Source organism: Paenibacillus albidus, from assembly GCF_014644435.1.
GTDB lineage: Bacteria > Bacillota > Bacilli > Paenibacillales > Paenibacillaceae > Paenibacillus_AQ > Paenibacillus_AQ albidus.
On record NZ_BMKR01000018.1, the window covers coordinates 27,262 to 52,144 of the forward strand.

The 24,883-nt window shown below is 47.4% G+C and carries 20 protein-coding genes and 1 pseudogene; 9 read left to right on the forward strand and 12 right to left on the reverse strand.

Features of this window, described 5'->3' with window-relative positions; translation table 11 throughout:
* Nucleotides 1-66 precede the first annotated feature (66 nt).
* Together IEY53_RS19780 and IEY53_RS19785 are read right to left on the reverse strand one after the other, a co-directional pair.
* Nucleotides 67-564 carry a DinB family protein gene (locus IEY53_RS19780; RefSeq protein WP_189028013.1) on the reverse strand — a complete coding sequence of 166 codons (498 nt, stop codon included), beginning with the start codon at nt 562-564 and terminating at the stop codon, nt 67-69.
* 91 nt (nt 565-655) lie between these two features.
* Nucleotides 656-1,072 (reverse strand): Lrp/AsnC family transcriptional regulator, encoded by a 417-nt coding sequence (locus IEY53_RS19785; RefSeq protein WP_189028015.1) that lies wholly within the window; start codon nt 1,070-1,072, stop codon nt 656-658.
* 203 nt (nt 1,073-1,275) lie between these two features.
* Here IEY53_RS19785 and IEY53_RS19790 point away from each other — a divergent pair, with 203 nt between their 5' ends.
* From IEY53_RS19790 to IEY53_RS19800, 3 genes are all read left to right on the forward strand, one after another.
* Nucleotides 1,276-2,037 (forward strand): MBL fold metallo-hydrolase, encoded by a 762-nt coding sequence (locus IEY53_RS19790; RefSeq protein ID WP_189028016.1) that lies wholly within the window; start codon nt 1,276-1,278, stop codon nt 2,035-2,037.
* A gap of 276 nt (nt 2,038-2,313) precedes the next feature.
* Nucleotides 2,314-3,045 carry an EcsC family protein gene (locus IEY53_RS19795; RefSeq protein ID WP_189028018.1) on the forward strand — a complete coding sequence of 244 codons (732 nt, stop codon included), beginning with the start codon at nt 2,314-2,316 and terminating at the stop codon, nt 3,043-3,045.
* 187 nt (nt 3,046-3,232) lie between these two features.
* On the forward strand, nt 3,233-3,715 hold the full coding sequence (locus tag IEY53_RS19800) for a hypothetical protein (RefSeq protein WP_189028020.1): 483 nt from the start codon (nt 3,233-3,235) through the stop codon (nt 3,713-3,715).
* Nucleotides 3,716-3,813: 98 nt separating this feature from the next.
* On the opposite strand, the gene IEY53_RS19805 is transcribed toward IEY53_RS19800, so the two are convergent.
* Nucleotides 3,814-6,069: an ATP-binding cassette domain-containing protein gene (locus IEY53_RS19805; protein WP_189028022.1), complete on the reverse strand. Its 2,256-nt coding sequence runs from the start codon at nt 6,067-6,069 to the stop codon at nt 3,814-3,816.
* Between the two features lie 101 nt (nt 6,070-6,170).
* Nucleotides 6,171-8,357, reverse strand: coding sequence for a YhgE/Pip family protein (locus tag IEY53_RS19810; RefSeq protein ID WP_308424236.1), 2,187 nt, complete (start codon nt 8,355-8,357; stop codon nt 6,171-6,173).
* A gap of 138 nt (nt 8,358-8,495) precedes the next feature.
* On the opposite strand from IEY53_RS19810, the gene IEY53_RS19815 reads away from it, so the two are divergent.
* Nucleotides 8,496-9,128, forward strand: coding sequence for a cysteine desulfurase family protein (locus tag IEY53_RS19815; RefSeq protein ID WP_189028168.1), 633 nt, complete (start codon nt 8,496-8,498; stop codon nt 9,126-9,128).
* 52 nt (nt 9,129-9,180) lie between these two features.
* Complete coding sequence (locus tag IEY53_RS19820) at nt 9,181-10,455, forward strand: MFS transporter (RefSeq protein ID WP_229696246.1); 1,275 nt, start codon at nt 9,181-9,183, stop codon at nt 10,453-10,455.
* Nucleotides 10,456-10,516: 61 nt separating this feature from the next.
* Here IEY53_RS19820 and IEY53_RS19825 read toward each other — a convergent pair whose 3' ends face one another.
* Nucleotides 10,517-10,897 (reverse strand): tRNA 2-selenouridine(34) synthase MnmH, encoded by a 381-nt coding sequence (locus IEY53_RS19825; RefSeq protein ID WP_189028024.1) that lies wholly within the window; start codon nt 10,895-10,897, stop codon nt 10,517-10,519.
* A gap of 66 nt (nt 10,898-10,963) precedes the next feature.
* A pseudogene (locus tag IEY53_RS19830) lies at nt 10,964-11,236 on the reverse strand (excinuclease ABC subunit UvrA); the annotation flags it as partial.
* A gap of 218 nt (nt 11,237-11,454) precedes the next feature.
* On the opposite strand from IEY53_RS19830, the gene IEY53_RS19835 reads away from it, so the two are divergent.
* Genes IEY53_RS19835 through IEY53_RS19850 form a run of 4 tightly spaced genes read left to right on the forward strand, consistent with a single transcriptional unit; the run spans nt 11,455 to nt 15,726 of the window.
* On the forward strand, nt 11,455-13,050 hold the full coding sequence (locus tag IEY53_RS19835; RefSeq protein WP_189028026.1) for a spore germination protein: 1,596 nt from the start codon (nt 11,455-11,457) through the stop codon (nt 13,048-13,050).
* A 40-nt stretch (nt 13,051-13,090) separates the two neighbouring features.
* Nucleotides 13,091-14,293, forward strand: a complete 1,203-nt coding sequence (locus IEY53_RS19840) for a Ger(x)C family spore germination protein (RefSeq protein ID WP_189028028.1) — start codon at nt 13,091-13,093, stop codon at nt 14,291-14,293.
* A gap of 58 nt (nt 14,294-14,351) precedes the next feature.
* Nucleotides 14,352-14,591 (forward strand): hypothetical protein, encoded by a 240-nt coding sequence (locus IEY53_RS19845; RefSeq protein ID WP_229696247.1) that lies wholly within the window; start codon nt 14,352-14,354, stop codon nt 14,589-14,591.
* 16 nt (nt 14,592-14,607) lie between these two features.
* Nucleotides 14,608-15,726, forward strand: a complete 1,119-nt coding sequence (locus tag IEY53_RS19850) for a GerAB/ArcD/ProY family transporter (RefSeq protein WP_189028032.1) — start codon at nt 14,608-14,610, stop codon at nt 15,724-15,726.
* Nucleotides 15,727-15,826: 100 nt separating this feature from the next.
* Here IEY53_RS19850 and IEY53_RS19855 read toward each other — a convergent pair whose 3' ends face one another.
* The 6 genes from IEY53_RS19855 to IEY53_RS19880 form a co-directional block, all read right to left on the reverse strand.
* Nucleotides 15,827-16,117: a hypothetical protein gene (locus IEY53_RS19855; protein WP_189028034.1), complete on the reverse strand. Its 291-nt coding sequence runs from the start codon at nt 16,115-16,117 to the stop codon at nt 15,827-15,829.
* Nucleotides 16,118-16,320: 203 nt separating this feature from the next.
* Entirely contained in the window at nt 16,321-16,593 is a 273-nt protein-coding gene (locus IEY53_RS19860) for a hypothetical protein (RefSeq protein WP_189028036.1), read from the reverse strand.
* A gap of 377 nt (nt 16,594-16,970) precedes the next feature.
* Nucleotides 16,971-17,729 (reverse strand): carbohydrate-binding protein, encoded by a 759-nt coding sequence (locus tag IEY53_RS19865; protein WP_229696254.1) that lies wholly within the window; start codon nt 17,727-17,729, stop codon nt 16,971-16,973.
* A gap of 477 nt (nt 17,730-18,206) precedes the next feature.
* The gene (locus tag IEY53_RS19870) at nt 18,207-18,743 is read right to left on the reverse strand and encodes a GNAT family N-acetyltransferase (RefSeq protein WP_189028040.1); all 537 of its coding nucleotides are present in this window, start codon (nt 18,741-18,743) and stop codon (nt 18,207-18,209) included.
* 561 nt (nt 18,744-19,304) lie between these two features.
* Nucleotides 19,305-21,182 carry a putative Ig domain-containing protein gene (locus tag IEY53_RS19875; RefSeq protein ID WP_229696248.1) on the reverse strand — a complete coding sequence of 626 codons (1,878 nt, stop codon included), beginning with the start codon at nt 21,180-21,182 and terminating at the stop codon, nt 19,305-19,307.
* A gap of 96 nt (nt 21,183-21,278) precedes the next feature.
* Nucleotides 21,279-24,752 (reverse strand): DUF5695 domain-containing protein, encoded by a 3,474-nt coding sequence (locus IEY53_RS19880; protein ID WP_189028044.1) that lies wholly within the window; start codon nt 24,750-24,752, stop codon nt 21,279-21,281.
* Nucleotides 24,753-24,883 lie beyond the last annotated feature (131 nt).

Sequence of the window (24,883 nt, forward strand, 5' to 3'; positions counted from 1 at the left end):
CAGAGAACCGGCGGTCATGCCGGTGCCCTGCGACTGTTTGACGCGTATTAGATCGAGAAACTTAGTTCATTGGGCTTCCTCATCGGCCGAGGGGCCGTACATGCCCGGCACCGGAATATCGAGAAGCCGCAAATATACCCCGAGCTGCGCCCGGTGGTGGATCATGTGGCTTATTCCGAAGGTGCGGAGAGCAATCGCCCGCGGCTTGCGGAGGATGATATGGCTGCCGTGGCGCAGCGTCCATTCCTCGCCAAGCGTTTTCTCGTCGCATTCGGCGAGCAGCTGTTCAAACTTACCGAGGTTCGTGTCGAACTCCTCCAGAATATCGGCGCGTTTTTCCAAAGGCTCCCGCCGTAGCGGCACTGTCGAAAGATCGAGCTCCGGGTACTGGAAAATCGCGATTTTCCAGTTCAGCAGGTTGATCAGGTGCGTGGCCAACCCTCCAAGCGTCATCGATTTCTCGTGCGGCTTCCACGACATATGCTCCTCGGGCAAGCGTTCCAGAATGCGGCGCGTAGTAGCCAGTTCATGTGTTACGTCGCCGACGATCAGTTGTTTTACCAATAAAATCCTCTCCTTTCTTATGGTTTAGCATACTATAAATTCCACTCGAGTGGAAAGCTTTAGTCCCGGTAGTTTGTCGTTCTTCTAAACTTCAATTTTGCTTGTTTATTACAATCGACAAATTGTAGTTTGCATATTCATTTAAACTTACAAGGAATTGATCTAAAACTTCGTTGGATGGAAATCTGCTCTCAAGAATATAGCATCCATCCCCACTCACTTTGTAAGTATTCAATATGTAATGCTCTTGCGTTTTTATAAAAGAGAGAAAAGATTGATGATACGGATTATTCAGTCTAATCGTAATAAAAGCATGAATTAAACAGTTTAATTTTGCCTGATTTATTGTAACCGTATATTTCTCAATTATGCCGCTCTCCTCTAACTTTAACACTCTCGATGCAGCTGCTTGTCCTGTGAGATGAACCCTCTCTCCCAGCTTCTTCATAGTAATGCGACTATTTTTGGATAACTCTTCAATGATTAGTTTATCTATATTATCAAGCATACGTGATCAAACCCCTTAAATTATTATTCTCATAAATAAAAAAGCAATACATCAAATGAGTGAACTTTCACTCTGTTGTGAATACTAACTTAAAATACTTTCATAATTCAAGTGAATCATAAAAAAGACTTGATCGAATCCATGTACTGTAAATTCCTCAAAGTGTAAGCTATTTATAAATACATTATCAAAGGAGAAGCACAATGAAAATAAATCAAATTCGCAATGCTACTATTATAGTTGAATATGCAGGATATAAATTCTTGATTGATCCATTTTTAGCTGACAAAGGCACCTATCCCCCATTTCCTAATTCTGCAAGGCAAGATCAGATGAATCCTTTAATTAGTCTCCCGACAACTATTGAAAATATAATTAGTAATATAGATGCAGTAATCGTTACTCATCTGCATATAGACCATTTTGATGATGCTGCGAAAGAGGCATTACCTAAAGACATCAAAATGTTTGTACAGAATGAGGAAGATGCCACTGAGGTTAACAATGCCGGCTTTGTCAATGTTGAGGTTCTTCAAAAAGATACCGTCTTTAAGGGGATCCATCTGGTTAAAACCAAAGGTGAACATGGAAGAGGAGAAATATTGAAGCTTGCGGGTCAAGTGTGCGGGGTAGTCTTCAAACACACCAGTGAGAAAACCTTATATGTAGCTGGTGACACCGTGTGGTATGAGCCTGTCCAGGAAGTGATTAACACCCACAAACCAGAGGTTATCATTGTAAACGGTGGAGATAATCAGTTCCTTCAAGGCGGTTCTCTTATGATGGGGAAAGACGATATTTATGAAGTATATAAAGCCGCCACTGACGCAAAAATTATCGTTGTCCATATGGAAGCTGTAAACCACTGGGCTCTGTCGAGAGAAGAATTAAATAACTTTTTGTCTGAAAAAGGAATATCAGGGAATGTTGCAGTACCGGAGGACGGAGAATCCTACGTATTTTAAAAATATATAAGATGACGCGTTTGAATAAAGAAACCCCTATTTCACCCATTAATCGGGTAAAAAAGGGGTTTCTTTGTTTTAATTTAAATTCAGACTAAATGGTTGATATCAAATAAGATAGTGACTTTCAATTAATTTATTCATTTTCGAGGAAATGGCAGCAGTGGCTAGGGGCGTCCACGACTTTCGTCCAGTTCCGCCACCTGCTGTAGTCTGTTCCGAATCGGGCCGTTCTCTGGTACAATATATCCAAATCTTTTGGAGGAGCATTTGATAATGAATTACGAACAGAAAGTGCGCAACGAAATCGCCGCTTGGGAGCGCCAGTTTTTCAATCCGCCCGGATGGCTGGAGAGAACCTCTAAGACGATCGGTAAGCGAATTAACAACTTGATTCCAGCCAAGGTGCACAACGTCATTACGACCACCATAAAGTCGATCGTACGTACAGCGCTGTTCGGGGCGGAGTACTCTCCTCAAAAACCGGTGCAGGGCACTCTCCATCTAGAACTCACCGATCAGGAGGCCAAACGTTTGTTATCCTTATACCAAAAAATCGCGGCTGCCGAAGGCGCAGGCACTGGAGCAGGCGGTATTATGCTTAACATCGTGGACTTCCCTGCGTTAATCGCGATCAAGATGAAATTTTTGTTTGAACTGGCTCATCTTTATGGGTATGACACGAAGCATTTTTCCGAGCGTGTATTCATTCTTAAGGTGTTCCAAATGGCGTTTTCGGGGTCCGAACAGCGTGCCAAGCTGTTAGATTCGATTAAACATTGGGATATTGAAAAGGAGCTGTGGATCTCGGATACCGATTACTACAAAAACATGGACTGGGAGACGTTCCAGAAGGAATACCGCGACGCAATCGACTTTCGGAAAATGCTGCAGATGGTGCCCGGGATTGGAGCCGTGGCGGGCGCCTGGGCGAATCACACCATTCTCGAGGAGCTTGGTGAAGCCGCAACAAACGCATATCGGTTGCGAAGATTGAACGAGCGCTAATGATTTATAGACAAATACAGAGATGATACTCCCCTCTCAAGTGTGAATGGGGAGTATTATTCAGTGGCTGGTCTTCTTATCCTCCGAAAATTCATCCTCATACATTTATTTTAAAATTTATACATTTTACCAAAATATATGATATAGTTGATGAGCAATTAAAAAATAATCGAGAAAAGAGGCTATTATGAAAAAGATTATTTTACTTATATTTGCGGTCTTCATGCTCCAGCTCCCTATTGCCCCTGCAACATTTGCAGCCGGTGAACGTCTTACGACTTCTGAAACAATGTATAACAATGCAATTCCGCTAGTATCAAACAACATTACTTATTCCCTACAATTTAGTGCTGCCGGAGATCTTCAGCTATGGAACAACCGCACACGCACCATGTTATGGAACACCAAAACCTCCGACCTTAGAATATCACAACTCAGAATTGATCAATATAGTGGAAAGCTTAAGTTAATGGATGCTTATAATACTCCGTATTGGACGTCAGACAATAGTGCGTGGGCTAATGCATGGTACGGACAAGGTAATGTCCCGGTGAACCTCGTGGGTGATCTTTTAATAGTTCAAAATGACGGGAATTTAGTTCTTTACAACACAAAAAACGTGGGTATAGGCTGGTATCCTGTCTGGGCTTCAAATACAGGTGGGCAATAGGAATATAATAGTTAGAGCCGTGTTACGATACGGCTCTTTTTGTTTGGGTGAGGTGAAGCGCAGCCCTGGTTGAGCATACGTAAGTTGATTTTGATGTATTACTTCAAGTATCTTCCCGTGATCGACTGCTCCGCATGGATGATCTGCACCGGTGTGCCTTCGAACACCACCTGGCCGCCCTTGCTGCCTCCGTCTGGCCCGATATCGATGATCCAATCCGCTTGGCTGATCACATCGAGGTTGTGCTCGATGACGATCACCGTATTGCCGGCATCCACGAGGCGGTTCATGATCTCCAGAAGGTGACCGATATCTGACATATGAAGGCCCGTCGTCGGCTCGTCCATTACATAGATGCTGCCCTTCTTATGCAGCTCGCTTGCCAGCTTAATGCGCTGGCATTCCCCTCCCGAGAGCGTGCTGAGCGGCTGGCCGAGTGTAATATAGTTCAGCCCCACATCACTCATGGCCTGGAGCTTGCGCACAACCTCTTTTAGCTGGAAAAAATCCAATGCCTGCTCTACAGTCATCTCCAGCACTTCTGCAATTGACTTGCCGTTCAGCTTGTACGCGAGCACCTCGTCCTTGAACCGTCTCCCCCCGCATACTTCGCATGGCAGTTTCACGCTGTCGAGGAATGCAAGGTCTGTATACACAACACCCAGCCCTTGGCAATTCTCGCAAGCCCCCTTGGAGTTGAAGCTGAACAAGCCTTGGCCCACCTTGTTCGCGGAAGCAAACGCCTTGCGCACATCATCCATAATGCCCGTGTAGGTCGCGGGATTCGAGCGTGTTGACACTCCTACTGCCGATTGGTCGATAACGATCGCATCCGGATGATGGCTGAGGAATACTTCGTTAATCAGCGTACTTTTGCCCGAACCGGCGACACCCGTAACTGCTGTCAGCACTCCGGTTGGAATATCTACACTCACGTTCCGCAGATTGTGCAGAGTGGCATCCTTGATGGATAGCTTGCCGGACGGCTGCCTGCAATCGTGCTTCAGCTGGAGCGGCCGCTTCATATGGGTGCCTGTCAGCGTTCCTGCCTCCAGGAGGCCTTGAAAGCTTCCTTCATACACGATGGTACCGCCGCGGCTGCCGGCGTGAGGCCCGACGTCGACGATATGATCCGCCAACTTGATCACATCGGGATCATGCTCAACGACAATCACGGTATTGCCCTTGTCGCGCAGCTTCTGAAGCAATTCATTTAACCGGTGCACATCACGGGGGTGCAAGCCTACACTTGGCTCATCGAAGATGTAAGTGACATCTACCAGACTGCCGCTCAGGTGTTTCACCATCTTGACGCGCTGCGACTCGCCGCCGGACAATGTATCCGTCTCACGGTCCAGGGTCAAGTAGTCAAGTCCGATATCCACCAGATGCTGCAACCGCTCCGTCAGCGACTTGACGACCGGCGCGGCGACAGGATCGTCAATCTCCCGAATGGCGCGGATGAGCTGCCCGACCTCCATGGAGGACAGGTCCGCAATGTTGAGACCATTGATCCTGCAGTTGAGCGCGGCCTGACTCAGTCTCGCACCGTGGCAGCTGGAGCAGGGACCCTCGGAGATGAACGGCGCAACAGCCCGCTGTGTACGCTCAGACTTCATCTTCACATCCTGCTTGATGTATTTGTTGGTGAACTTCTCGATGACGCCTTCCACTGTAATATTCGTTGCCTTCCCGGCGAAATCCATCTTAACTTTCCTTGCCTTGCCGTACAGCAGTTGTTCCAGGTCCTCCTCGGAATATTCGCTTAGCTTCTTATCGGGATCAAAAGACCCTGACTGCACGATCATGTTCCAATCCCAGCCGTTCACCGAATAGTCCGGCAGTATAATTGCCCCTTCATGGAGCGACTTTGACATATCCACCGCCTTACTCATGTCGATACCCAGCCTGCGACCGATCCCGTTGCACTCAGGACACATGCCTTGCGGATCATTAAACGAGAACAGGTTAACTTGTCCAACGTAGGGCTGACCCACTCGGGAAAAGAGAAGACGGAGAATGGGAGAGATATCGGTAATCGTGCCCATCGTGGAATGGGAACCGCCTCCCAGCCGCTTCTGATCCACAATTACAGCCATGCTTAGGTTCTCGATCGCGTCCGTATCCGGCTGCGGATAGCGGGGCAGGAAATTACGCACGAACAAGCTGAAGTTCTCATTCAGCAATCGCGTGGATTCTGCGGCGATCGTATCAAAGACGATCGATGACTTGCCGGATCCGGATACCCCGGTGAAGATCGTGATCTGCCGCTTGGGAATACGCAAGGAAACGTTCTTGAGATTGTTTTCCCTCGCACCCGAGATTACGATATACTCCTGATTAGATTCGCTCATGCCAACATCCTCCCGGGTAGTGTTACTTTCTACTTATATTCACATTGTACCATTCAACAATGTATCATTTGCTCTATAATTTAAATTTAACGTATTATCGGTTAATGAAGAAGCTCGCTTTCCTTTGCTTTTCGGACGATCTTCGAGCTGATACGGTTTATCCATGCTTTTAACGTCAGGCCAAGTATAAGAGCCAGCGCAGCGTACACCCCCAGCAGACACACGTCGCGTACAACGACCTCCCATACGATGCCGCCGACAGCTTCACGCATTGCACTGATCGCGTAGGTGAAAGGGAGAAATGGATGTAACGCCTGAAAAAAAGCGGGAGTCACTTGAATTGGAAACGTCCCGCCGGAACCGGAAAGCTGCAAAACCAGAAGCACAATTGCAAGGGCCTTGCCGACATTGCCGAATACGGAAACGAGCGTGTAGACGATCAGCATAAACAAGGAGCTAATTAACACCCCAAAGAAGATAAACCAGCCTGGATTAGTGACGTATGTGCCGAGCAGCGCCATATCTCCGATGGTTACGAACAAGGACTGTACAATTGCAATCGTCCAGAACGTGAGGAAGCGGCCGAAATAGACTTGGTGGCTTTTGTAAACGATAGCTGAGTATTTATGGATGTCGACCGACAGCAGTGAGACGAGCAGCAATGCTCCAACCCAAAGCGACAATGTACTGAAGAAAGGCGACATCGCGGAACCATAGTTTGGGATCGGGAACAGCCGGTTTTCTTTCAGTATGACCGGTTCGGCGAAAAACTCGCTTTCCTTAGTGGCATCTCTCCTCAGCAGCGCGATCAGATCCTCCAGACTACCCTGCTGCTCCAACGTACGTATTCGCTGCGCCAGCCCTTGCAGCCTTGACACAGCGTCCGGAAAACGGGTGACTGCCTCCTGCAAGGCTTTATCGCCTGCGGCCAGGCCTTGCGCCGCATCCTCTATGATCTGCTGCACATCCGGGATACTTGCAGTTGCCTCATGCAGCACATCTGCAGCAGTTTGCGTGGTTTTCAGCGCCTTGGCAAAGCCCTGCGCAATTTCCGGTTGGATCCCGGCATCGTATCGTTCAATAAGTTCGCCGAGTAAAGCCGAACCGTCCCGGGACAGTTGCTCGAACTCGGCGAGTAGCGATTCGGTTAACTTTCCGCCGTTTAAGATCGTGGTTCGTGCCGTTTCGACCAGCGTGTTCTGCCGTTCAAATTTCGTCTGGATAAGCTTGAGCCCGGAGATCGCCGGCTGTAGCTTATTCTCGCTGGTCAAATTATTCAAACGTTCAAACAGGCCAATCAATGTGACGCTGGCGTTTGATGCTGCGGTCAGCCGTCGGGACATTAAATCCAGCGCCGCCTCCACAACAGCGGGACCGGTATTATTATCATGCAGAACGTATGCCAGCTGGGCGCTCGCGTCCGCAGTTGTTTTTAGCAACTGCATGTTTTGCTTGATAAACGGTCCGGCGGTATCCGCCTCCTTCGTGACACTGTCCAACACCGTAGACAGCCCCAGGGCAAGCTGCTCGCCGTCACGGACCATTTGGGCCATTTGCGGCATTCGCGCCTGAACGCCCGCGACGATGTGTTCTGACGTTTCGACATTGTCCGCAGCCATAGTGAGTGCCTGTCCGATTTCCGGTGTCATCGCTTCCAGCTTGAATATGTAATCGCGCAACGCAAGTAAAGCTGGTAAATTAGCTTGAAGCTCAACGCCGATTTCGTTAAAAATACGAAAAATGGCGCCGTTCGCCGCTTCGGTAAAGCTGCGGTCCACCTGCTCAATAATGCCGCTGGCCCCTTTGGCGGTAATCTTTGGCGCTACAGCGTTTATTTTTTCATTGACATAGTATACGAGCTCGGCTTTTTGCGGCTCGTTCGATAATACGGTAGCAATGCGGGCAGAGAATTGTTGCGGAATAATGATACACGCATAGTAGTCCCCTTGTTTTACGCCTGAAATCGCCTGCTCCTCGTCCGTAAAGGTCCAGCCAATATTGTGATTTTCCTTCAGCGAATCAACGATTTCGTTGCCAAGGTTAATCGCCGTTCCACGCAGCGAGGCTCCTTGATCGAGATTGGCAACAGCGACAGGCAAGCCGCCGGTCTGACTGTACGGATCCCAAGAGGCCAAAATGTTAAACCAGGCGTATAAGGATGGTAGCACGGCGAGTCCGAGCACGATGACAGCGGCCGGCCAGTTGCGAGCGATCCGACTTATATCGTCCGAATAAATGCGAAGAATTGACCTCATGGTTGTTTGTTCCATCCCTTCTGTAATTTCCATCTTAGTATGAATGAAAGAACGGGAAGCCATACGTTAACGTCAATTTATGTTAAGCTTAATATCTTAATGGAAGGGGGATTTAGCGCGAAACCACACACTGTGGCAAGCATGGCGCCTGGAAGAAGGTATCCATGAACTATTTGCCGGCAACATCATATTCTTTTTCATACGGACGCTTCTCAATCTGCTGGTAAAACACCTCTGAATGTAAGTGATTTAGGCGTTGATCTTCTTACTTTGGCTGGACATAAAATGTATGCCCCGAAAGGAATTGGGGCCCTTTATACAAAGAAAGGGATTCATTTGGAACCTCTGATCCATGGGGCAAGCCACGAGCGCGGCAGAAGAGCCGGAACGGAAAATGTCATGTTTGCCGTCGCCTTGGGGACTGCATGCAAATTAGCCTCGGCAATGGACATTGAACAGACCAGAGAATTGACTCGCTACTTCTACACACGTTTGAAAGCTGCTTACGGCGACATTATAAAGCTTAACGGTCATCCGGAAAAAAGACTTCCCAATACACTCAACATTAGCTTTATTGGTTCAAACGGACATGATATTTTAGACGCATTAGATCATGTCGCTGCTTCTACCGGCTCTGCATGCCACTCCGGATTGTCTTCGGTTTCACCTGTATTGAAAGCCATGGGAGTTAATGACTCCGTAGGACAAGGGGCTATTCGGTTTAGCCTTGGCAGATATACGACCCCTGATGAAATTGAAGAAGTGTTAAAGCGACTTTCTCAGATCATTCCGGTAGTTCAGTAGTTCACTAATTCTAATTTGATGATCGAGAATAACGAGGGGGCATGAAGTCAAAGTGAATCGAACCACAGAGTTAAAAAGTTATGTGGATTCTCCAGAAAAACAAAAACAGTTATATCGCCGAACGTTACTAATCGTTGTGATCTCTCAAATCTTTGGCGGAGCTGGGCTTGCTGCCGGGGTAACTGTGGGCGCTCTATTGGCTCAAGAAATGCTTGGAACAGATAGTTATGCGGGTGTACCTACTGCCCTATTCACTTTGGGTTCAGCAGGAGCGGCATTATTAGTAGGGCGACTTTCCCAACGTTATGGACGGCGTTTAGGGCTTGCAACCGGATTTTTGACTGGGGGGATCGGCGCCGTAGGCGTAGTCCTTGCAGCTTTCACTAGTAACATTGTACTTCTTTTTATTTCATTGTTAATCTATGGTGCTGGAACTGCCACCAACCTGCAGGCCCGTTATGCAGGCACTGACCTGGCAATATCCACTAAGCGGGCTACCGCCATTAGCATAGCTCTGGTATCCACAACTCTTGGCGCAGTGGCTGGACCCAATCTAGTCGGTCCAATGGGGCGATTCGCCACCGCACTCGGCGTTCCGGCACTGGCCGGTCCATTTATTCTTGGAGCCGCTGCTTACATTCTTGCAGGACTAGTGCTGATTATGTTTCTTCATCCTGACCCCCTCTTAGTTGCACGTGCAATAGCAAGTGAGGAGCAAAGCAGCATCGGCAAAGACACAGAAGAAAGTTTGGCCCATTCAAAAATGGGAAAACGTGGGGTTATTCTCGGAGCTACAATCATGATTCTAACGCAAATTGTCATGGTTGCAATTATGACAATGACGCCTATACACATGAGGCACCATGGGCACGCCTTAAGTGAAGTCGGTCTAGTTATTGGCATTCATATCGGCGCCATGTATCTCCCCTCTCTCTTTACGGGAATTCTGGTCGATAAAATCGGGCGTATGGCAATGGCGGTAGTAACTGGTGTTACACTGCTCTCAGCGGGTGTTGTGGCTGCTATTGCTCCTTCTGATTCTATGACGCTTCTTATCATCGCGCTCGCTTTGCTTGGCCTGGGTTGGAATTTTGGCCTAATCAGTGGAACAGCGATTCTCGTCGATTCCACTACTTTATCTAACCGGGCAAAGACCCAAGGTTCTGTCGATGTGTTAATTGCTTTGGGAGGTGCAGTTGGAGGCATCTTATCCGGTTTGGTTGTGGCCCACTCCAGCTTTGCTATACTTTCATATACGGGTGCCTTCCTTTCCCTTCTGCTCATACCCGTTATACTATGGTCGCTCAGCAATCGAAAATCTGTGTAGAAAAAGGCTCCCTTCATGTAAATGAAAGGAGCCTTTTTGTTGATCTTATACGGAATATAACTCAAGCCTCCTTCTTAGCCAGAAAGGAATTCAAAGCCATTTCGGCTTCCTCCAGGTTATTAACCGAAAAGGTTATTTTCTCGGTTTGGTCATATTGGTGGGAGGAATGATCATATTTGGGATCATAATAGTGTTCCAACAGCAGCGCTACAGCCTCTGCGAACAGATCCGCTTGTAAATTACGTTCAATTTCTAAAGCCACGGGAATGTGAATCCGGGATTTAATGCTTCGAAATGCAGAAATGTATTCTTCCTTATATTGCTCCGGCCGATAATCCTCAAGAATTTGCTGTACCCTGGAGTGCAGCGGCATCTCAATCCAAATCTGCGTGGCACATTCTTTCTGCTGAGCAGTGGTAGTTCTAGGTTTACTTAATGGCATAGCAGGTGCAATTTTCCTATAAACAAAAGCTCTCTTCAATTCTTATGAAGAGAGCTTTTGTTATAATCAACAGGAGCCAGAATAGCCGTCATCCAAAGTGGATGGCTTACCATTAGTACAAATATGCTTGCTGCCTCCATCCGGTCCCATATCGATGATCCAATTCGCTTGGCTGATCACATCGAGGTTGTGCTCGATGACGATCGGCTCGTCCATCACGTAGATGCTGCCCTTCTTATGCAGTTCGTTTGCCAGCTTGATGCACTTGTATTCTCCGCCCGAAAGCGTGCTGAGTGGCTGCCCGAGCGTAATAAAGTTCAGTCCCACATCACTTATCGCCTAATAAAATGATCAATAATTTTCATAACTTAACCTCCTAAACAGTGTGATCAAAAAGTCAAGTCACCTCCCTTCTGACAATTCCCCAAACTACATGTTCGTATCAACCACAACAGCAAAAATATGGTTTTATATGATTATCGCCAACAATAAGTTTATCAGGAGTCCTCTACGTCCATACTGGATTAAAAGAATCCTTAAGGAGAGGGAGAACGTTCATGCGTTTTCGTAAAAGAAGCCCCCTTAACAAAGTTAAAAAGTCCCAGGTCCAGCACAGCAAGAGTCAACCTGCAGATTCAGAGGAATCGATCAGTGCAAGTCTTGGACAAAACCTTCAGCAGATCAGACAAACCGTCGGTAACAGCACCGACATTATCATCAGGGAAGTTCGCATTGGCAAGGACGGGGGCCAAATCATCGCGATCCTCTATACCGACGGTTTGGTGGATAAAAATATAGTCTCCGATTTCATCATGAAGTCGATGATGCTCGATAGCAGCCTGTCCGAGGACGTGAACCGCAGGATTCAAATCTCCTCCAATGTCTTGCAGATTTTGAAAGATTACGCTCTGACCATCGGTGACATCCGGGATATTACCGACTTTGAAACCTTATATAACGCGCTGTTATCCGGGGATGCAATCATCCTGATTGACGGCGAGACGAAGGGAATAGTGGTCAGCGCACGTGGATGGAAGGATCGCGGTGTCACCGAACCCGCCTCAGAAAATGTCATCCGTGGACCGCGGGAAGGATTTTCGGAAACACTGGGCACGAATACGGCCTTGATCCGGCGCAAGATTAAAGATCCGAATCTGTGGCTGGAAACGAAACAAATCGGTCGCGTGACCAAGACCGATGTAGCTGTCATGTATATCAAGGGGATCGCGAACCATAAATTGGTCGAGGAAGTGCATGAGCGATTGAATCGTATTGATATAGACGGTATTCTCGAAAGCGGGTATATCGAGGAGTTAATCCAGGACGAAACTTTCACCCCTTTTCCAACAGTGTACAACTCCGAACGTCCGGACGTCATCGCCGCCGAACTGTTGGAAGGAAAGATCGCTATCGTAATTGATGGAACCCCGTTTGTGCTTGTCGTACCTGCGCTGTTTGTATCCTTCCTGCATTCGGCAGAGGATTATTATCAGCGTGCAGACATCAGCAGCTTCATCCGGATTATTCGTTACGCGGGGGTTTTTATCTCCCTGCTCGGCCCATCCCTATATGTTGCCATCACTACATTCCACCAAGAAATGCTGCCGACCTCACTGCTGATCGGTTTGGCGGCACAGCGGGAGGCTGTTCCCTTCCCGGCCTTTATCGAAGCACTCATGATGGAGATGACTTTTGAAATATTGCGGGAAGCTGGTGTTCGCATGCCGAAGTACATCGGGGCAGCCGTCTCTATCGTAGGCACACTCGTCATCGGGCAAGCAGCCGTCGAGGCGGGCATCATATCTGCGGCAATGGTTATTGTCGTATCTATTACCGCGATTTCCAGCTTTGTTCTTCCTGCCTATAATATGGCCATCGCTTTTCGTATGCTGCGGTTCCCCTTGATGGGACTTGCCGCTTCATTTGGGCTGTACGGAATCATTGTCGGAGGCATTGCCCTCATCCTGCATCTGTGCAGCCTTCGTTCGTTTGGGGTTCCGTATATGAGTCCGCTTGCGCCCCTGATTCCGGCAGACAACAAGGATACGTTAATACGGCTCCCGCACTGGATGATGGTCTCCCGTCCCCGGTTACTTAATCAGAAGAACGTGAATCGCCAAAACAACGCTTCATCCCGAAAATCACGGGAATAAACCAGAGGAGGCAGATGCGGATGGAAAGGAGTGGACAAGCTTGAAACAGAAGGCCTTTCTTTTTCTAATTCTTACACTGGGCACGCTTCTGACTGGCTGTTGGAACCGCAAAGAATTGAATGAGCTTGCAATCGCCGTCGGTTTGGGAATCGATAAACAGGGAGATCAATTCCGGGTTTCTGTCCAAGTCGTAGATCCTGGAGAAGTATCTACCCAAAAAGGGGCAAGCGGGCGGGCCCCCGCCATATTGTATACATCGGAAGCCGATACCGTATTTGAAGCGGTCCGAAAAATAACAACGCTAAGCCCTAGAAAAATCTATTTTCCCCACCTTCGCATATGCGTGATCAGCGAGTCGATGGCCATGGAAGGAATAGCAAAAGCCCTGGACTTCCTATCCAGGGACCATGAATTTCGCTCCGATTTTTACCTTGTAATATCGAAAGGCGCAAGTGCGGAGGATACGCTCAAAATCATGACGCCCTTTGATCCTATTCCAGCAGACAAGCTATTCTCATCCCTGGAATCTTCGGAAAAAAACTGGTCCCCCAGTACAACGGTAACCTTAGACCAATTAATGGCCGATCTCATAAGTGAAGGAAAGCAGCCTATCTTGACTGGACTTCAAATCGCTGGAGATCAAGACTCTGGAGAAACAAAAAAGAATGTCGAAAAGATCTCCCCCCCTACTAGCCTACAATTTTCTGGGCTTGCTGTATTCAAAAAAGACAGATTGATCGGCTGGTTAAATGAAATTGAAAGTAAGGGTTACAACTTCATCCTCGGCAAAGTCCAAAGCTCTGTGGGATTTGTATCCTGTCCCAAAGGTGGGAAAGTTGCCTTGGAAATCATCCGGACCCAATCCGCCATAAAAGGGAGCGTTAATAGGGGCGAGCCCCGGATTAATATTAACCTCCAGATTGAGGCCAACGTGGGGGAAGTCGAGTGTAGCGATCTGGATCTGACTAAGGTGAGCACGATTTATGACCTTCAGAAGAGAAGCGAAGAAAAGATAGCAGGAGTGATAGAGTCTGCCATCAAGAAGGCTCAAAAATCGTACAAAGCTGACATTTTCGGATTCGGTGAAGCCATTCACCGCAGTAACCCGAAGGCTTGGAAGTCACTGAAACAAAATTGGGATAAAGAGCAATTTCCAGAACTGCAGGTGAACATCAAAGTTGATTTCAGGATTCGACGCTTGGGTACGACTGGAAGCTCATTCCTGAATGAAATTAAGAAGTAGGCTGCCAATTGGTATCATTTTCTCATGCGAAAGAAGGTGATTAACGATGCTAACCCATATGACGGTCATACTGGGAATAATGCTGTTCGCTGTTGCGATCATATTTCTAGAAGTTCCCTACATGTTGAGAAAAAGGTTAAAAAAGGAGCTATGGGTGTTTTCCATCCTGCTCCTCCTTGCGGTGGGGATCAGCAGCGCCAAGGCACTGCAACGGGATATTCCCACCCCTTTGGATTGGATTACAGCCGTGTATAAACCATTCACCGATTTTCTAACCCATATCGGTCTAATAAAATAAAGACGAGGTGAAAGTGGTGTCTAAGCAAGTCAAAATCTCCGGACGTCAGTTTATGGTCTTAACGACTTTATTTACAATCGGCAGCGCAATCCTGATCATCCCCTCAGGTATGGCCTTCCTGGCCAAACAGGATGCGTGGATCGCCGCGCTCGTTGGCGTGGGATCCGGTTTTTTACTTGTATGGATTTACAACACAATAGCGACCCTTTATCCACGGATGACATTGGTTGAGATCATTGAAACCCTTCTAGGAAAATGGTTGGGCAAAACCATTTCTCTTCTGTTTATCGTTACTCTATTCTTGAGTGGTCCTACCGCAGTGTTGTATGATGTAGGAAATTTTCTAACCACCCAAATCATGCCGGAAACGCCGGCTCTATCCGTGAATATTCTTTTTGCCGTCATTGTAGTCATGGGGGCACGGCTTGGAATTGAAACGTTCGCCCGTTCTGCCGAACTATTGTTCCCCTTATTTATCCTTCTTTATATTTCTTTGGTTATTTTAATTGCGCCTGAGATCAAACTGGAAAATGTCGAGCCTGTGCTGGAGGCAGGAATAGGACCGATCTGGCCTGCTGCACTATCCTTTATTAGTGTTTTGTTTCTACCCCATATCGTTTTGTTAATGATTTTTCCGGCTGTGAATCGTATCGATAACGCCCGTAAAGCTTTTTTCAACGGAAGCATGTTTGGCGGGCTGATGATGGTCCTGATTGTTGCATTGGCGATTTTGGTTTTAGGACCTGATTTAACGGCAAGAAGTATATTTCCAAGCTACTTCTTAGCCCAAAAAATCAGCATCGGCAATTTTCTGCAGCGCATTGAAGCCATCATGGCCGTCATGTGGTTTATTTCGCTCTATTTTAGGGCCACTATATACATATATGGAATTGTGTTGGCCATAGCTCAAATTTTTAATTTGAAAGATTATCGCCCTCTAATTTTACCTCTCGGAATGATCTTGGTTGTCATGTCGGTCGTCATATATCCGAATGTTCCTTACCAACAAATGTGGGATGGGACAGTATGGTTATCTTATACGTTATCTATAGGGCTTCTTTTGCCTTTACTGCTGCTCTGTATTCATGTGATACGAAAACTATTGTCAAAGAAAAGAACAGAATCAAAAGGGTAAATCACATCTATTATTCGGATTGAAAAATCGAGTCCATAGGTGGCGAGTTTCATCAATGCCGGACAAACCTCCACCCAAACCATCCCAACGCCATAGAACCTCATGTCCCTTGAGATGCAGCCCTCCAAACCACTCGTCGATGCCCCCTGTACAGCCATGCGGCCCGCTGACCCATCCAGTACTCGATCATGAACGGCCTGAAGCGTAGTCTGTTCCATAATGCCAAGACCGTTCCGCTCCGAAGGCAGCCGCATGAGATGCGCTGTGAAGGCTCATAGGCAAAAGGCGGGCCGGAGGCTGCCTGTTCTGCCTTCTTGTTTGCCAGCAGATCAGCCATTTGAACCGGATCAGGAGAAGCATACGCCTGCCAGAGTTCGCTTCCGAGCTCCATTTCTTGTTACCCGATCTCAGGTCCCGGGTAAGGTCTGAAGCTGTGCTGGAAGTTCTTAGTAGAGATTACACTTGTGGACAAAGCCTTCGAGCCCACCTTGATCGACTTACAATAATTAAAGAATTGGCTTACTACAATCAAACAGTACTTAACAAGATGTCACGGATGATAAACCTGTAAGTACTACTCCTGACTCAACATTTTCAATGAGTTTGCTCTTTCATAATCGTAAATGAGCCGTCGTTTCGGTTCTGGAATACAAGATGCTGCTTAATGCTACCTATGTAGTCGGATAGCAAAAATTCGTTGTTGCCGATCTGGTGCAGTCCTGAACCGTCCAGACGAATGGCGAATGTTCCTCCCATTTCCATGTTTTCAGCACTTGCGGTGAAATACACCCATTCATGCTGGATGTCCAACAGCTCAAGTTCCCAACCGATTATTTTACGAATAATTTGATGTCTCGTAATTCTCAAAAAGGATATTGCTGTAATTACCGTTCAGGACCGGATAAGTCTTCGTCTTGTCAGGACTGGCAACCGTCTTGTACAGCCCCTCATTTGCTTTTGCCCAAAAGATTGTCAACGGTTCCAAGGGCTTTGTATAAGCGATTTGTTGGACTTTAATCTTTAATTCAGGTGCTTGTTCTAGATTTGGAGCGATTTGAGTTGCCCATAATTCGAACTTTTTCTCCTGGTACAAATATTCCACATAAAAGACTATATTCCTCTACTTTTACATAATCAGTAAACAAAATGAATATATATTGAAAACGGTCTCTACAGAGAAAAGGATCACAGAGCGGAATAATAAGCCGCCTGTGATCCTGCTATTGATTGTATATTAAAATGAATTAGAATACCTCGTAATTATGGCCATAATTATTATCCCAATACGTTTGCCCGCCAGTTGTATACGAAATCGTATATTTAACATTTGTAGCATCCGGAACATTGAAACTGTAGCTCCATCTTTCAACACTATCGAAATTATTCACGGAGCCATTAAAAGTGGCGTAGCCCTCATGAGTCGTTGCCCAGTCGTCCGTTGTGTACAGTACTTTTACTGTTTTCGCCGGATTTAGGTTTTTCACATAGATATTTCCGCTAAATTCACCATTGCTCAGGGTACTATTGGCGTTAAGCACATTTGGTGTTCCCAAAATCACAGAACTTAGGGGAACTGTATGATTCACTTCATTGTAATAATTCGCTCCCCCGTTGTTATCCCAATAGGTCTGGTTATTCACTTCGTATTTAATTGCGAATTTTATGAAGCTCAGATTCTTCAACTCTAAATGATCTATTGAGGAATCAGTTCTGGAAATGCCAAAATGCCATTTCTCACGGTTTACATCCGCCGACCCTACATAAGACGCACTCGTATCATACCAGTTTGTGTTATCTGTCGTGTAATGGACAGTTACATTCTTCGAGGGTCCCAGATTAGCAACATCAATATTTCCGCTGAATCCGACATATCCAGGTTTATAAATAACGCTGACATCCGAGTCAATGAGCTTTACCTCATCACCGCTGGCAAATGCTGATCCAGCAAAAGATACACCAAAAATCAGAGTAAACATCATCAATCCAGCAAATAGTTTTTTCATTACTTTCACAGTTCTCGCTCCTCTATTTTTAAATTTTTCACACCTGACTCTGAGTCGACGAGGAAGACATACATTGGTACGCTTTATTTTTCTTTCATCCCTCCTTTAACACTTCGAAAAAAAGTTGTAATTTACAGAAAGGAAATCATTTCCTATTAACAGGATAACTTTAGCTAAAAAATATGTAAATAGTTAATAAGTAACATAATTTGTATATTAAACTATGACATATTTTGTAATAAAAAGTCTAAATAACAGGAATTCAGCACCAACTAGATATTGCGTGCCTCTGGGCACGCAAACAACAATAAAAAAAGCCGCCAATATGGCGGCCTTCAAGAGATAACACCGTCAACAATCTGATCGCTTCAACTCCCATCCGCGTCGGATGTTGCCCCAACAGAATCTCCCGTGATAGTTACCTTGTTGGGCTTACCTCCAAAATACTGGCTATTGCTCAAACGTCCTACTTACTCACTACAGATCGGCGGGATTAATTATGGCCAGAACCTGATGATCCTCCCACACCCCGTTGATTTTCACATTGCTTCGGGAGATGCCTTCTTTGTGGAACCCGGCATTCTCAAGCACTCGGATCGATCCGGGATTCCGGGGAGAGGCTTCCCCTATGATCCGGTGAAACTTCAGCTCGACGAAGGCATAGCGTACCACCTGCTTCACAGCCTCCGTCATATAGCCCTTCCCGTTATAGTCCTGATCTAGGCTGTATCCGATCATACAGCTCTGAAGCGGGCCCCGCGCCACAAAGGAAAGTCCTATGTTACCAATAATCCGGTCGTCCTCTGTGTGGCATACCATGAAGTCATATTTCCGGTCCTCCGCTCTGTCGGCCTTACTCTTAATAATCATTTGGAGCTGGTGCTCCTCCGTATAGACCTCCAGGTTGCTTGGCGAAAATTTCTCAAAAAACTCCCGATTGTGCTTGTACATAGCTGTCAATTCTTCGGCGTCCGCATCCTCCGGGAACCGGACGTACACTCGCTGCTCTGACATCTGCACCATCCCCACAAACCATTATATTTGGATAATTATATCACAGAATAAATGGTTCAGATATTGAAATGCAGTACCTGAATCACCTTAGGATGAGTATCGATTTGCACTAGTACTCCATCAGCCTTTAAAAGATGGGAATAGACGGCGCATTCGAAAGCTACCTCCCGGGAGGCACGCTGTAAACCTAGAGCGAAGATCGCTAGAGTGCACTTTATACATCAGTATGAGGAAAAGGAGGCTCGTTTTAGGATTTCAGTGTATTTGGTGCAGCAGGAACCGCAGCATGAGCCGAAAAGTGCTTTATGGCTATCCTTTGAATGTACAAAATACATCATGATGAATGTTTGAGTCTCGTTTAAACCATTCTGATGTACTATATACATTAGAACAAATTGAAGGCTGGTATTTTTAATCTGCTGCTGTACTAGGCTGCTTCCTTTCAAACACAAACATCCCGCCAGTAAATTTCTGATGGGATGTTTGTATAACACCTTACTTATTCCAGCGACCTGTTTTCAGTCACAAACATTTCATTCAACCTGAGCAGCCGGTCTACATTTACTGTGAAACCGGGATGAGACGGATGTAATCCAGTTCGGCATAACCTGCGCTTCCTTTGGACAGGCGGATAGTGTTGGCACCGTTGTTCAAATTGACTGTCGTTGACACAGTGCCGAATTGCCCCCATCCCGCCGTGGCTGGATAACTGAGGGTCAACGTCGATCCATTATTAACGTTCATACTTTGGGTCGACTCGGTTCCAGTCCCGTTTGCATAGCGGACCTCCAGCTTATAAGGACCTGCCCCCGCTGCCTGAACAGTGAATTGAACGTAGCTGTCCGCATAATCAATCTGACCTATATATTTGCCGGCCGAAGCTCCAGCCGCTTCATTGACGTTAGCATTATTCACTGTCGCGCCTTCCGCTTCATAAATGGCAGCTGGACTCGACACATCTCCCAGTTTAAGTGAAAAGGACTTGAGAACAGGTTCACTCGCCTCATCATAGTCTCTCAGCTTGACTGTGAAGTTATAGGTGGACTGCGGTGCCCCAGACGCCACCGTACCGCTGATCGCTCCGGTAAAGCGGTTTAGCGAAAGGCCGGGCGGCAGGCTTCCGCTCTCAAGCGTCCAGTCATAGAACGGCACCCCTCCCTTGGCTATCAGCTGTGCCGTATAGCTTTTCCCTTGAGTTCCATTCGGGATAACGCTCGTAGTAATCGATGGCGCCAGGAATGGAGTCAGATTCTTGTTTAGCTTCCAGCCTGCATTCTCCGCTATCAGCAGGGAAAGCTTGGTCTGCAGCCATCTTCGGGTAGGAAAGAAATGGTTCCAGCCTCCGCTCTGCCCACTAATCCGATCCCAGCTGGCCTGATCACCAGGAATGTGATAGCTGTTATCCAGTTTCACTGCATGGCCCTGGTAAGCAATCACTTCCGGATCATTGGTACCGTTGCTGTTATAATAAGCAACCATCCCGGGCCAACTGTCGCTGTATGCGAAGCCGTGACCAAATTCATGCATGATCAGGCCATAGACATCGGTGACCTGGCTGAGGTCCGTCTTATACCAATCATCATCGTTGATCGAAGTAAAGACGTTGGTATTCTCATAGAAATCAAGTGCCGCCCCAAGTGAACGGTGCAAATTCCCAGGGGCATTGCCCCCATTAATTTTGTGATATTTTCCGTTGTTGGAGGACCAGCCTGTGGAGTAAGGACCATTGATTCCCCGCAGGAAAATCCACTCTCCCTTAAAAGGGGCATTGTTAGTTACCGTTGTGTTGCCGTTAAAATTGTCGTTGGGTACAATATTGACCTCGTCTCCGGCAGGAACCGTATCAAAGGACGGAAGATCCAGAAAGTAGAAATAATCCTTGATCGCCCGCTCTGCGGCGGTTCGGATTCCGGGATCGTCAAAATAATGATTAACGGTGTCATAACGGTAATCAAACACTAGCGGAAAAGTGCTGTCTGTGTTGTCGTCCTGATCGAGAACCCGAATCGGCATCGTCTGGGTTCTCGTGTTGCCGTTGTTTTCACGGATTTGCATTGAAAGCGTATAGTTCTCCACACTACCTGCATCGCCAACCCGGTCAGGAGCAATTTCGAGCAGAAAGCTTTTGGACTCCGCAGCGTTTGCGAACCTCAGCGTCTTGGTCGCACCGTTTGCAGACAGGGTACTGGGCAAATCCATCATCAGCCGGGAAGAGCCTTCGGCCTGCAGTGTTACCGTAAGGGGATATACAGCATTCGCCGGTGGCTTAACAGTAAGTTTGATATAGGGATTCGCCAGATAACCCTGCCAGTCTACCAGATCAACCCCATATCCGTTCACCTCACGTTCGAATATATCTATCACTGACAGCTCGTTGGCAGCAGCAGCGCTGACTTTACTTCCTGTCTCTCCATTCAAGAATGTTAAACCCAATACCATGGTAGAGCACAACAGCAAGCTGACTCCTCTTCGCATTCAGATTACCTCCGTTTCTTGAACAGACTGATACTGCACAGTTTTCCTGCAGCTCCCTTTTTATGGATGGTCAATTGAATCTTGGGGAGTTTCAGGAGTTTCAGGAGTTTCAGGAGCTTCAGTTGTTTCAGATGATTCAGGCTGTATCAACGAGTCTTCCTCGGAGGGAATGTCCAGCGGCTGGTTTCCTCCGAACAGAGCGGTGATTTCAGAGGCGCTCAGTGCACGGCTGTATATGATAAAATCATCCACGGCTCCATCCAGATTCGGATCGTCGTACTGGGATTTCCCGATATAATTTTGACTGGTGGATCCCAGACTGGACGGTTTCAGGGTCATGCCTGTGTTGACCGCGACTTGTACCCCGTCGACATACATCCGACCCGTATTGCCTGACATTGTCACAGCCACATGCTTCCATTGTCCCGTTACCAGCGGTGAGGATGATGTAAGCTGCTGCTCACTGCCATTACCTTCACTCGTAATCGCAAACCTCATCCCCCCGCCATCGCCGCTCTGCGGGGCCAGGAACATATAGCTATCGGTTCCCGTTCCAAAATCAAAGATCCGGGACCAGTCGCTGTTGGCGGTAATACGTACCCAGGCAGAAACCGTAAAATCATTAAGTTGGCTGACCACACCGGCCGGAAGCGAAGCGTAAGCACTGGTACCGCTCAGATTCAGCGCATTGCCGGCTCCGGAGCGTCCGCCCCCCCAGGAAGTGGTCCCTGTCAGAGCGGCATGGTTGTTGCTGCCGGATGAGTCGGACACAGTGGCTCCGGAAGACTGATTCATGTTGTATTTCACAATTATGCTGGGCGAGGGAGCGACTGTGCCTTGCTGCACCTTAATTGCATAGCTCGCAGCAGTGCCAATGTTCAGGTTTGCCTTTGCCGGCTGACCACTGACCACTGTGAAGCTTCCTGAAGCCACATTGTTGACAGTTACGTTATATGTGCCGGGAGCCATTCCTGTAAAGGTCACCATTGTCGAATGAGCTGTGCCCGGTGTAGCATTGCTGAGCGTAAAGTTGGCGCTGTTCTTCGCTTTGGCTACCGTTGCCGAGGTGTATCTGTCCCGGCCGAGCTCCATACCCCATTTCTCCGTAATCAGGTTCAGGCGCTGGAACACACCATCCTTAGGAGTGACCACATAGCTGGTGCCATTGTCGGTAACGTCGCAGCCATAGCCATAAACTCCAAAAATCGGATCCACCGCCACATCGGAACTAAGCAGTTTAATGGCCCCAAACAATCCTAAATCTGCTTCACCGGACATGCCTCTCCAGCCATTGAACAGGGGGCCGTTATCCAGACCAAGGGCTCCATGATTACCCTTCATAGCCTGGTAGGTCCAGGACACAGCACCGATATCGGCGGGGTCCGGGCTGATCTGTCCGGAATTGATAGCACTCAGGTTCGCAAGCTTTGCAGCATAAGTCAGACGCTGTTCGTATTCCGGCGATGCGGAGTGGTTGCGTACCCAATCATCCATTGCCGTTCCAGCTAGTGAAGCGGTGTACTGGAACTGCCACCAAGGCTCCCCATTGATGGTGACCGGGTCGGAGTGGTAATACCAGACCGGCATTTTCCCCCGGACGGCCCGGGTTTTGGTGTTGATTTTGCTCTTGATGGTTGTATTGTTTTTCATTTTAGCGAGCATATATACGGCTTCCTCACCGGTGTTGTCATAGTTGTATTCCGAGCCGTAAGGATAGGTTGTATTGGAGAAATTATTGTATTTGGTGTTCATCTTGGCAATGATATCATTCGCCTGAGAGGTGAATCCTTCATCTTGCAGGGCTTTGATAATCTCCGGCGTGGTCACTTCACCCATCAGCCCTGTGTTCCAGTTATAAGCCACCGGACCGTCGTAAAGCGCCTTCATAATATTGTAAGCCCGCAGCAGATACGTTGAGCTCGGCTGGCTGTAGGTTACCAGACCGGGATACAGTTTGGAAATCTTGTACATGCTGAAATACGTGTTGTAAATATGAGGATAAGCATAACCCCGGTAGGTAGGAGTCGTATTGGGTGGGGCCATAAGGAAATCGGGAATTAGATAATCGGTATGATGGTCAGCCATCAGAGTCCCCCAAATTGCGGTTTCCAAATACTTGTCGACAGCCGTGATTTCTGAAGCCACCGGCTTCTGCACATTTTTTTCGGCCAGGAATTGACCATGCGTATATCCCCAGTCATCGCCCCAGCCCCAGTAGCCGGCAAAATTATTCCGTTTGGCGTTGTTCTGCATCATCCAATCATCAAACACCTTGTCACGGATATCACCGGGTACATTCCATTGCTGATGATTTACCATAAATGTAGCATGACGCTGAAGTGCGGCATCCACTGGCTCGATCGCGTAAAACTGGAGTACTGTTTTCTCGTTGTCTCCATAATTGACGGTGATATTATTCGGACCCAGGCGGTTCATTTTTAAAGAATAGAGGTTGTGGTCCCCGGCTGTGTTGCCAAGCGAAGTAAGGGTTGTTTCATTTGGATATTGCGCCGTTACAGAGGTGACTTCTTTGGAGGTGCGGAGATCGAATTTGGCTGTCTGGTCGGTTGGGACAATCATGCCAGGCACGACAGAAACATCAACCAAACCTTCAGAGTACAGCTTGTCTTGGAGGGCTTGTTCATTGGGTGACTTGAAGAACTTGAAAGCATAAGTCTTGCTTGCTCCCGGAGCCAGCGTCAGACTGCTGCTGGGCAGATAACCTCTACCCGTGCTTTTGATTACGTTGGAGTGAATGTAATAGACAGAGAGTCCTTCCACCCAGCCGCCCTGATCCCCTGCCCATTTGCTTCCGGGATGATCTTGAGTACGCCAGTTGTCCATATATTCAAACCCGGCTCCAGTGGAAGCATCTGGCACCAGAAGCAGAGAAGGTCCAATGCCGCTTGGTCTCTGGGCAGTTACATAAGAGCTGTTGTTACCAATGAAGGATTGGGTAACCACACGCGTTTCGTAGATTTGCTCGTCACCTCCTCCGGTCCAGAATTCATTAAAGGGAAGCGGAAGTCCGAAATCGCCAATTTCCAGCGTTTGATTGCTTGTATTAGTCACCTGAATACTCCACAGCAAGTAATCGCTTACAAGAGAATACGACTCATTCACCCGAAAATTGCGGATGCCCTCACTGTTTGCTGAGTTCTGGTAGGTGATATTGACGGTATTACCGGACTGGCTTTGTGTGCGGGCATCGGCGGATTTGCTTGTCCAGGCTTTAGTCCAGGCCCCATTATTCAGGCGGTACGTAAACATCAATTCACCCAGCCACTGATGATCGCTCGTATTCTGGTTAGGGGCATTGCTGCTGTTCATGACATAGTTCGTCGGAAAATTGTCGCCGGTCAGTTTCAGACTGGAAATATCGCCATTTGCTCCGGTACTGATATTAAACGTGTTGTTTGACAAGGTGTAGGCGGATACTGGCTGAGCAAACGATAAAAAGCCTAAGGCAGTGGCTATTATCGCCGTGCTTAATAGAGTTCTTTTTTTGAAGAAAACTTGAATATTTCCCGACATGGATTAGCCTCCTTGTGAAGCGGATTATTCAGTATGATTTCTTCTATCTAACTCTCTTGAACTTTTCGGCCAATACGTTAACTCACGCCCCTTTCTTTTGACTTGTCCCTATTTATATATCCTGTTGCCGC